Origin of the sequence: Microbacterium schleiferi (assembly GCF_038150145.1) — a bacterium.
GTDB lineage: Bacteria > Actinomycetota > Actinomycetes > Actinomycetales > Microbacteriaceae > Microbacterium > Microbacterium schleiferi_B.
Map to the genome: position 1 here is coordinate 247,354 of NZ_JBBWSA010000007.1, position 9,607 is coordinate 256,960.

The window sequence follows — 9,607 nt, forward strand, 5'->3', positions numbered from 1 at the left end:
TCAGGAGCTGAAGGAGACCCATGTATTGGACCTATTTGCGACGCGAACTCGCGGGACGCAAGAAGCAGACGATCATCGTGGCGGTGGGCCTCGCTGTTGCGATCGCTCTCGTCATCGTCGTCAACTCCCTCTCTGCGGGAGTGCGCGACGCACAAGCGCAAGCGCTCGAGTCCGTATACGGCGTCGGCACCGATCTCACCGTGACGGGCGCCGCCGCAGAGCCGGGCGAGGGCGGTGGTCAGCGCTTCGAGTTTGACAGCGAGGCCGGCGAAACCACCGACGGCACGACCTCGGTGTCGCAGTCGCGGCTCACCGCAGACTTCATGCGCGGGACACTTGATGCCGCGACAGTCGAGAACGTCGCATCCCTCGACGGGGTTGCTGCAGCATCCGGCGCGCTATCGCTCACGAACATCACGTTCAGCGGTGAGATGCCCGACAGGTCACAGATGCAGCAGGGGGGCCAGGGCGAAGCAGGCGGCGAGCCGCCGTCGGGCGGTCCCGACGGGGCCGGCGGCAGTGCCTTCGATCTCAACTCGTTCACCGTCCTCGGGATCGACCCCGATGACACCGCTGTCGGGCCGCTCTCGGCGGTCGAGGTTTCAGAAGGCCGTGCGCTGACGGCTGACGACGCGGGGGAGCTGGTCGCTGTTGTGGACGCGACGTACGCGTCGACGAACGAGATCGCCCTCGGCGACACGATTGACGTCGGCGGCTCCAACGTCGAGGTCGTCGGGATCATCACCTCGACCTCCAGCGACGCCGACACCGCGGCCAACGTGTACATCCCGCTCGATGTCGCGCAGTCGCTGGCCGGTCTCGACGATGTCGTATCTACGGTCTACGTCCAGGCGACCTCGGCCGACCAGATCGAGGCGGTCCAGGCAGAAATCGAGGGCAGCGTCGCCGACGTCACCGTCAGTTCCCAGTCCGATCTCGCATCGACAGTCTCGTCGTCCCTGTCGAGCGCCTCGTCGCTGATCACCAACCTCGGAACATGGCTGTCGATCCTCGTGCTCGCCGTCGCACTGGCGCTGGCTGTGCTCTTCACGATCTCGGGCGTGACACGGCGGACCCGGGAGTTCGGAACTCTCAAGGCGATCGGATGGTCCAATGGCCGCGTCGTTGGGCAGGTAGCCGGTGAATCAGTCATCCAAGGTCTGATCGGTGGCGCGATCGGCCTTGCCGTCGGGCTTGCGGGGATCGGGGTCATCAACCTGATCTCACCGACGATCTCCTCGACGTCCTCGACCACCGGTCAGGGGGGACCCGGCCAAGGAGGCGGTCCGATGGGCGGAGGCTTCGGAGGAATGGCGCAGCAAACGGCGACGGAAGTTGTTCTTCACGCTCCCGTCACGCTCTGGGTGGTCGCTGCAGCGGTCGGAATCGCCATCGCTGGAGGACTGATCGCCGGCGCCTTCGGTGGCTGGCGGGCTGCCCGGCTGAGCCCCGCCGAAGCGCTGCGGTCGGTCGGCTAAGCACATGAACACTGTCGCGAACGAAACTGTCACGAACGAACAGGAGAACTCCATGAGCATGACGCACCCCACGCCGGCATCCGTCGACGCAGCTGCATCGTCGCCGATCTACGCCCTCCAGGCGGTCATCCGCGAGTACCAGCAGAAGAGCCGGAAGATCCGTGCCCTGGCGGGCGTCGATCTCGAGATCCGCGAGGGCGAGTTCGTCACCATCCAGGGTCCGACGGGCGGGGGGAAGTCCACCCTCCTCCAGATGCTGGGTGCACTCGACCGTCCGACCTCGGGTGCCGTCAAACTCGGGGATGTCGATCTGGCAAACGCCTCGAACGCGAAACTCGGACGTGTCCGAGCGACCGAGGTGGGCTTCGTCTTCCAGGGGTTCAACCTGATCCCGACGCTCACCGCGCACGAAAATGTCGACATGGGCCTGGAACCCCTGGGGCTCTCCAGCGCCGAACGTGCCAGCCGAGTCACCGAGGCTCTTGCCCAGGTCGGCCTGGCCGAGCGCGCCGACCATCTGCCGGGCGAGCTCTCGGGTGGGCAGCAGCAGCGCGTCGCGATCGCCCGCGCGATCGCCAAGCGCCCGCGGGTGCTCCTGGCCGACGAGCCGACGGGAAACCTCGATGAGCACATGCGCGACGAGATCCTGGAGCTGCTCGAAGGGCTCAATCGGGACGGACTGACCCTCATCGTGGTGACCCACGACTCGGCAGTCGCCCGCCGCGCTCATCGGCGCCTGCGCCTCGAGAAGGGGAGCGTCCGCGAGATCTGACGGTACTGCGCGAACGAAGGGCCGTGACCGAGGCTGAGTCGGTCACGGCCCTTCGGCGTCGGGTGAGGTCAGTGGGTGTCGACGGCCTCGACTTCGCTGCGGTCACCCGACCACAGCGTGTGGAACGTACCCCCGCGGTCGATGCGCTTGTAGGTGTGTGCACCGAAGAAGTCACGCTGACCCTGGATGAGGGCAGCCGGCAGCCGCCCCGCGCGCAGCCCGTCGTAATAGGCGAGCGAAGACGAGAACACCGGCGCGGGGATGCCCGCCGCTGCCGACAGTGCGACGATGTTCCGCCACGCGTTCTGGGCGCCAGTGAGGGCATCCACGAAGAAGGGGGCGGTCATCAAGACCGGCAGATCGGGGGTCTCGGCGTACGCCTCGGTGATGCGGTTGAGGAACCGCGCCCGGATGATGCAGCCGCCCCGCCAGATCGCCGCCACCCGGCCGAGGTCGATGCTCCAGCCGTAGTGCGCAGCGCCAGCTCGGATGATGTCGAAGCCCTGCGAGTACGCGACGATCTTGGATGCGTAGAGGGCGCGACGGACCTGCTCGATGAACTCCTCGGGCTCGTCCATGAGCGCGACCCCGTCGCTTGTGTCGGGTCCGGGCAGAACGCCGGCGGTGGCCCGCTGCTCGGGGTGCGACGAGAGAGAGCGGGCGAAAACGGCCTCGGCGATGCCGGATGCCGGAACGCCGAGATCGATGGCGGTCTGGGCTGTCCACCCTCCCGTGCCCTTCGCCCCGGCCTGGTCGAGGACGATGTCGACGAGCGGCAGGTTGGTGTCGCTGTCGACCTGGCGCAGCACCTCTGCGGTGATCTCGATCAGGTAGGACTCGAGTTCGCCGCGGTTCCACTCGGCGAACACGTCGGCGATCTGTGCGGGGGAGTACCCGGTCGCGTGACGGATGATGTCGTAGGCCTCGGCGATCACCTGCATGTCGGCGTACTCGATGCCGTTGTGCACCATCTTGACGAAGTGGCCGGCGCCGTCGTGGCCGATGTGGGTGACGCACGGCTCGCCCTCGGCGACTGCGGCGATGCTCTTGAGGATGGGGCCGAGCGTGATCCAGGACTCGTCCGATCCACCGGGCATCAGCGACGGGCCGAGGAGGGCCCCTTCCTCTCCACCGGACACCCCCATGCCGACGAAGTTGATCCCCGTCTCGCGGACTGCCTTCTCGCGACGGATGGTGTCGGTGAACAGCGCATTGCCGCCGTCGACGATGATGTCGCCAGGTTCGAAGACGCGCACAAGCTCGTCGATGACGGCATCCGTTCCGGCGCCGGCCTTGACCATGATGATGGCCGTGCGGGGCACGGTGAGCGAGGCAGCGAACTGCTCGTACGAGAACGTGGCCACGAAGCCCGCTTCGGGGTGTTCAGCGACGAGGTGTTCGGTCTTGTCGGCACTGCGGTTATAGATCGCGACGGTGTTGCCCTCGCGGCTCGCGAGGTTTCGGGCGAGGTTGGACCCCATGACCGCGAGCCCCACGACTCCGATGTTCGCTGTGGCGCTGCCTGTCGCTGCCTGATCCGTCACGTTCACTCCCTGGGCTTGGATCTGCGGGTGGTTGCCGCAGTCAGCCTAAGGGAGAGACGCGGGTCACTCCTTGCGGTAGGCCGAGCGTCCCATCGACCAGAAGGCCGCAACGACACCGACGAGGGTGCCGAGAGTGAGGATGCCGATCACGGCGACGAGAATGTTCGAGGTGACCTGGGCGTCCATCATTCGTCCTTGCTCTCGGGAAGCGGGCCCGTCACGGCCCGTCACCATCGTACCGGGGCCGCTGGTAGACTTGCGGACTGTACTTCGGCGAGGGATGCTCGCGCGTGCGCCCAGCACTGCTCACAGCATCCGTTATCGACGAGGGTGTGCGGCCTCACGGTTCCTCACGCGCTCGCGGTTGAGTCGAACCCCCTGACGTCCGGGCTGAGATCAGCACCCGGTCTCTGCCCAAGGAGAATGCACATGTCTGAAGACACCACCGTCCACGCCGAACTGCGCGAGAACTTCGGCAAGGGCTTCGCCCGCCGTCTGCGCGCCGCAGGAAAGATTCCCGCCGTCCTCTACGGTCACGGCACCGACCCCGTGCACGTCGCGCTGCCCGGCCACCAGATGCTGCTGCTCGTGCGTCGCGCGAACGCGCTGGTCGAGCTCGACATCGCCGGCAAGTCTCAGCTTGCCCTGGTCAAGGACGTCCAGAAGGACCCGGTGCACCAGATCATCGAGCACATCGACCTCGTCGTCGTGAAGAAGGGCGAGAAGGTCCAGGTCGATGTTCCGGTTGTTGTCGTTGGTGAGTCCTTCTCCGGCACCATCGTCAACCTCGACGCGACGAGCGTGTCGCTCGCGGTGGAAGCTACCCACATCCCCGAGCACGTCGAGGTCGACGTCGAAGGCCTCGAAGAGGGTGCCCGCATCACCGCTGGCGAACTGTCCCTCCCCAAGGGTGCGTCGTTGGTCACCGACCCCGAGGTTCTTGTCGTTGCCATCTCGGTTCCGGCTGCCGCAGCCGCTGACGAAGCCGCCGCTGAGGATGAGGCTGCCGCTGACGCAGGCGACGCCGCCGAGGACGCTGCTGCCGAGTCGGAGTAATCCAGCGGGCTGATCGAGCCAGGAGGGCGCTGCCGTGAGCGACGCGTGGCTCATCGTGGGCCTGGGCAACCCCGGTCCACAGTACGAGCGCACCCGGCACAACATCGGGCAACTTGTCGTCGATGAGCTCGCGGCCCGCCGCGGCGAGGGTTTTCGCTCCCACAAGGCAAACGCGCGCGTCGCCGAAGGGTGGCTGCGCCCGGGCGGACCCAAGCTCGTGCTCGCCAAGCCGAACACCTTCATGAACGTCTCGGGGGGACCCGTCGCAGGACTCGTGCAGTTCTACGGGATCCCTCCCGAGCGTGTCGTCATCGTTCACGACGAGCTCGACATCCCCTTCGATGCCGTGCGGCTCAAGATTGGCGGCGGGCACGGCGGTCACAACGGGGTGCGCGATGTCGCGAAGGCCCTGGGTACCCCGGACTTTCCACGGGTGCGCGTGGGGATCGGTCGACCCCCCAGCCGACAGGATCCGGCGGACTGGGTGTTGCAGCAGTTCCCTGTTTCTGCCCGGGAGGAACTTGCTCTCGCTGTCTCGGATGCAGCCGATGCTGTCGAGCGACTCGTTGATGAGGGTCTGCTCGCGGCTCAACAGGTGCACCACGCTCCTCGCCCCTGATCCGGGACGGCTGACGGGCGGCCTAGAATCGTCCGGTGGCTTTTCCCGGGATCTCGCACGCCCTCGACCGCTCCGAGCATTTCCGGGATGTGGTTGCGGCGGCTGCCGTGGATGCCGATGTCTCGGTGGTCGACGGCCTGGATGCCCCGCTGCTGAGCGCCCTCGTTCGTCGGCGCCGGGATGCGGGCAAGCCGCCTGTGGTGCTGGCGATCGCCCCGACCGGCCGCCGCGTTGAGTCTCTGATCCCGGCGCTGCGGGCACTTCTTCCCGAGGCGGCGGTGCTGCCCTTCCCTGCGTGGGAGACCCTGCCGCACGAGCGGCTCAGCCCCAGTCCTGAGACAGTTGGACGGCGGCTGGAGACGCTCGCGCGCGTCGCAGCCTCTTCTGGGGCGGAACCGGTCGTTGTCGTGGCGTCAGTGCGCGCGGCGCTGCAGCCGCTCGCGGCGGGGCTTGCCGAGGTCGAGCCGGTGCGGCTGCGTGCGGGTGAACGCGGCCACGATCTTGCGGTGATCGTCGAGCGGCTGGTGGAACTGGCCTACCACCGCGTCGACATGGTTTCGCGCCGCGGCGAGTTTGCGGTGCGCGGCGGCATCCTGGATGTGTTCCCCACCGTGGCCGACCATCCGTATCGCGTGGAGTTCTTCGGCGACGAGGTCGATCAGATTCGCACGTTCTCTGTTGCTGATCAACGTTCTCTGCCCGGCGCGGTCGAAGCCGTCGACCTCCTTCCTGGTCGCGAGCTCCTGCTCACCGCCGACGTTCGCGCTCGCGCGCGCCAGCTGGCCGGCGAGTTTGCGGGCCTGCAGGGGATGCTCGAGAAGATGGCGGAAGGGATCCCTGCCGAGGGCATGGAGTCCTTGATGCCCGCGCTCGTACCGCAGATGGCGACCCTCGTCGACTATCTGCCCGAGGGATCCGCCGTTGCCCTCGTGGACCCCGAGCGGTCCCGCACGCGGGCGCGGACCCTCGCCGAGACCAACCACGAGTTCCTGGAAGCGGCGTGGAGCGCCGCCACGGCTGGTGCGAGCACACCCGTCGATCTCGGCGCAGGCGACTTCCTCACGATCGCCCAGTTGCGGGAGACGGTTCACGATCGCGCCGGTGTGTGGTGGACGCTGAGTCCCTTCGATTCGGGAGCTGCCGACGCAGCAGCCGAGGGGCTGCTCGCCGACGACCTTGACGACCTGCTCGGCGATGCACCAGTGCGGATTCCCGCCCGGTCGGTGCCGTCCTTCCACGGCAACGTCGACGGAGCCACCGCCTATGTCGGCGAACGCGTTGCAGCGGGCTGGAGCGTCGTCGTCACCGCATCCGGCACGGGACTGGTCGAACGCGCCCGCGACGTGCTCGCCGACCGTGAGATCGCGGCGGCGCTCGTCGACGACGCGGATGCCGCACCCGAGCCCGGCCGCGTCTTGCTCGCGGTGGCCCAGCTCGAGCGCGGTTTCGAACTCGAGGACGCACGCCTGGCGGTGCTGACGGAGTCCGAGTTCTACGGGCGCACGATCGGTGGCGACAGTCGGGTCGTCAAGAAGCTCGCGTCCAAGCGCCGGAACGTCGTCGATCCTCTCCAGCTGACGCCCGGTGATCACGTCGTGCACGCCACGCACGGGATCGGGCGGTTCGTCGAACTTGCGAAGCGCGAGGTGTCGTCAGGCGGTCGGAACCCGGTCAAGAGCGTGCGCGAATACGTCGTGCTCGAGTACGCACCGTCCAAGCGTGGGTACCCCGGCGACAAGCTCATGGTGCCGACCGATCAGCTCGATCTTCTTTCGCGCTATGTCGGTGGTGAGGCGCCGACCCTTTCGAAGATGGGCGGCAGCGACTGGGCGCAGGCGAAAGGTCGCGCGCGCAAGGCGGTGCGCGACATCGCCGTCGAGCTGGTGAAGCTGTACTCGGCGCGGATGGCCGCCAAGGGTCACGCCTTCGGCCCGGATACGCCGTGGCAGCGGGAGCTGGAAGAGGCATTCCCGTTCGCCGAGACGATGGATCAGCTACAGACGATCGATGAGATCAAGGCCGACATGGAGCGGCCGATCCCCATGGACCGGCTGCTGTCGGGAGACGTCGGATTCGGCAAGACCGAGGTTGCCGTGCGCGCGGCGTTCAAGGCGATCCAGGACGGCAAGCAGGTCGCGATGCTCGTGCCGACAACGCTCCTGGTGAAGCAGCACCTCGAGACGTTCACGGAGCGCTTTGCCGGTTTCCCCGTGAAGGTCAAGGCGCTCTCGCGGTTCCAGACCGACAAGGAGGCCCGTGAGACTTTGGCGGGCCTCACCGATGGCACCGTCGACATGGTGATCGGCACGCACCGGATCTTGACAGAGAAGGTGATCTTCAAAGACCTCGGTCTCATGATCATCGACGAGGAGCAGCGCTTCGGTGTCGAGCACAAGGATGCGTTGAAGAAGCTCAAGACCAATGTCGACATCCTGGCGATGAGTGCGACGCCTATCCCTCGAACGCTGGAGATGGCGGTGACCGGCATCCGGGAGATGTCGACGCTGCAGACACCGCCCGAGGACCGGCATCCGATCCTCACGTATGTCGGGGCTCGCAACGACAAGCAGATCGCGGCAGCGATTCGCCGGGAGTTGCTGCGCGAAGGCCAGGTCTTCTACGTCCATAACCGTGTGAGTTCCATCCAGCGGGTCGCGAGCGAGCTTGCGGAACTCGTGCCCGAGGCGCGGGTCGTCGTGGCGCACGGGCAGATGGGCGAGCACCAGCTCGAGCAGGTCGTCGATGATTTCTGGGAGCGCAAGGCCGACGTGCTCGTCTCGACGACGATCATCGAGACCGGCCTCGATATCGCGAACGCCAACACGATCATCATCGACCGGGCCGACAAGTACGGACTCTCGCAGCTGCATCAGCTGCGTGGCCGCGTGGGCCGTGGTCGTGAGCGCGCCTACGCGTACTTCCTCTACGACGACGCGAAGCCACTCTCAGAGACCGCTGCCGACCGTCTTGAGACGATCGCGGTCAACAACGATCTCGGCAGCGGTATGCAGGTCGCGCTGAAGGACCTCGAGCTGCGCGGTGCTGGAAACCTCCTCGGAGCCGAGCAGGCCGGGCATATCGCGGGCGTTGGCTTCGACCTGTACCTGCGGATGATCGGAGAGGCCGTCGCCACCTTCCGTGGTGAGGACGTCGAGGGTCCGGCCGAGCTGCGCCTTGAGCTCCCCGTACAAGCCCGCATTCCCGAGGACTACATCGACAGCGAGCGCCTCCGGCTCGAGGCCTACCAGAAGCTCTCTGCCGCGGCATCCGCGACGGCCAAGGATGACGCGATCGACGCGGTCATCGAGGAGCTCACCGACCGCTACGGTGAGCCGCCTGCGGACGTCGCCGGGCTGCTGTCGATGGCGAGGCTCCGGCGCCGCGCTGCGCGCGCAGGACTGACGGACGTCGTCGCGATGGGCCCGAACCTGCGGATTGCCCCGGCGCGCCTGGCTGATTCGATGCGCGTACGCCTGCAGCGGCTGTATCCGGCAGCGAAACTCCTCGCCGGTGGTGAGGCTGTCGTCGTGCCGTTGCCCCGAGTGGACGGGGAGCAGGTCGCGGATGCTGACCTCATTGCGTGGGTCGACACGCTCCTCGGTCAGCTGTGGCCCGAGCCGGTCGCCTCGGAGCCCGCGACCGCTGAAGCCTAGGCTGGCGGCAGCTCCTCGTCGACCGCGGAGTTGAGAGACTGGGGTCCGTGGCGGGTTTTCATCATGTCGAACTGTGGGTCGCAGACCTGATGCAGGAGGGCGCTGAGTGGGACTGGCTTCTGGGTGAGCTCGGCTTCACGCGACAGAGCGAGTGGCCAGAAGGAGAGTCCTGGTCTGCAGGAGGCGCATACCTCACGGTGACGACCTCGCCGAACCTCTCCGGGGGATCCCATGACCGAAGGGCTCCCGGCGTCAATCATCTTGCCTTCAAGGGCGGTGCAGCGGGCCGCGTCGACGCGATCATGGCGCGCGCCGAGCAGCACGGTTGGCGACCGCTCTACCACGACAGGTACCCGCATGCGGGAGGGCCGGACCACTATGCAGGTTGGCTCGAGAATTCTGCCGGGTTCAAGGCCGAGATCGTCGCGGACGGGCCGTAATCGCGGCGCGCTTTGCGGCAGTACCGGCTCCTCCCCACGACTAGG

The 9,607-nt window shown here is 67.1% G+C and carries 8 protein-coding genes; 6 read left to right on the forward strand and 2 right to left on the reverse strand.

What is annotated here, in order from left to right; genetic code table 11:
• Positions 1–20: 20 nt before the first annotated feature.
• On the forward strand, positions 21–1,478 hold the full coding sequence (locus AADH62_RS10360; RefSeq protein WP_341579399.1) for an ABC transporter permease: 1,458 nt from the start codon (positions 21–23) through the stop codon (positions 1,476–1,478).
• Positions 1,479–1,536: 58 nt separating this feature from the next.
• A complete protein-coding gene (locus AADH62_RS10365; protein WP_425355672.1) occupies positions 1,537–2,250 on the forward strand; it encodes an ABC transporter ATP-binding protein in 714 nt (237 codons plus the stop codon).
• Positions 2,251–2,318: 68 nt separating this feature from the next.
• Here AADH62_RS10365 and gndA read toward each other — a convergent pair whose 3' ends face one another.
• Both gndA and AADH62_RS10375 read right to left on the reverse strand, forming a co-directional pair.
• Positions 2,319–3,794 carry an NADP-dependent phosphogluconate dehydrogenase gene (gene gndA / locus AADH62_RS10370; RefSeq protein WP_341579400.1) on the reverse strand — a complete coding sequence of 492 codons (1,476 nt, stop codon included), beginning with the start codon at positions 3,792–3,794 and terminating at the stop codon, positions 2,319–2,321.
• 63 nt (positions 3,795–3,857) lie between these two features.
• A complete protein-coding gene (locus AADH62_RS10375) occupies positions 3,858–3,980 on the reverse strand; it encodes a hypothetical protein (RefSeq protein WP_267490521.1) in 123 nt (40 codons plus the stop codon).
• A 237-nt stretch (positions 3,981–4,217) separates the two neighbouring features.
• Between AADH62_RS10375 and AADH62_RS10380 the strand changes: the two genes are divergently transcribed.
• Genes AADH62_RS10380 through AADH62_RS10395 form a run of 4 tightly spaced genes read left to right on the forward strand, consistent with a single transcriptional unit; the run spans position 4,218 to position 9,562 of the window.
• Positions 4,218–4,850: a 50S ribosomal protein L25/general stress protein Ctc gene (locus AADH62_RS10380; RefSeq protein ID WP_425355669.1), complete on the forward strand. Its 633-nt coding sequence runs from the start codon at positions 4,218–4,220 to the stop codon at positions 4,848–4,850.
• Between the two features lie 34 nt (positions 4,851–4,884).
• Positions 4,885–5,469, forward strand: a complete 585-nt coding sequence (pth, locus tag AADH62_RS10385) for an aminoacyl-tRNA hydrolase (RefSeq protein WP_341579402.1) — start codon at positions 4,885–4,887, stop codon at positions 5,467–5,469.
• A 35-nt stretch (positions 5,470–5,504) separates the two neighbouring features.
• On the forward strand, positions 5,505–9,122 hold the full coding sequence (gene mfd / locus AADH62_RS10390; RefSeq protein WP_341579403.1) for a transcription-repair coupling factor: 3,618 nt from the start codon (positions 5,505–5,507) through the stop codon (positions 9,120–9,122).
• Positions 9,123–9,169: 47 nt separating this feature from the next.
• Complete coding sequence (locus AADH62_RS10395; RefSeq protein WP_341579404.1) at positions 9,170–9,562, forward strand: VOC family protein; 393 nt, start codon at positions 9,170–9,172, stop codon at positions 9,560–9,562.
• Positions 9,563–9,607 lie beyond the last annotated feature (45 nt).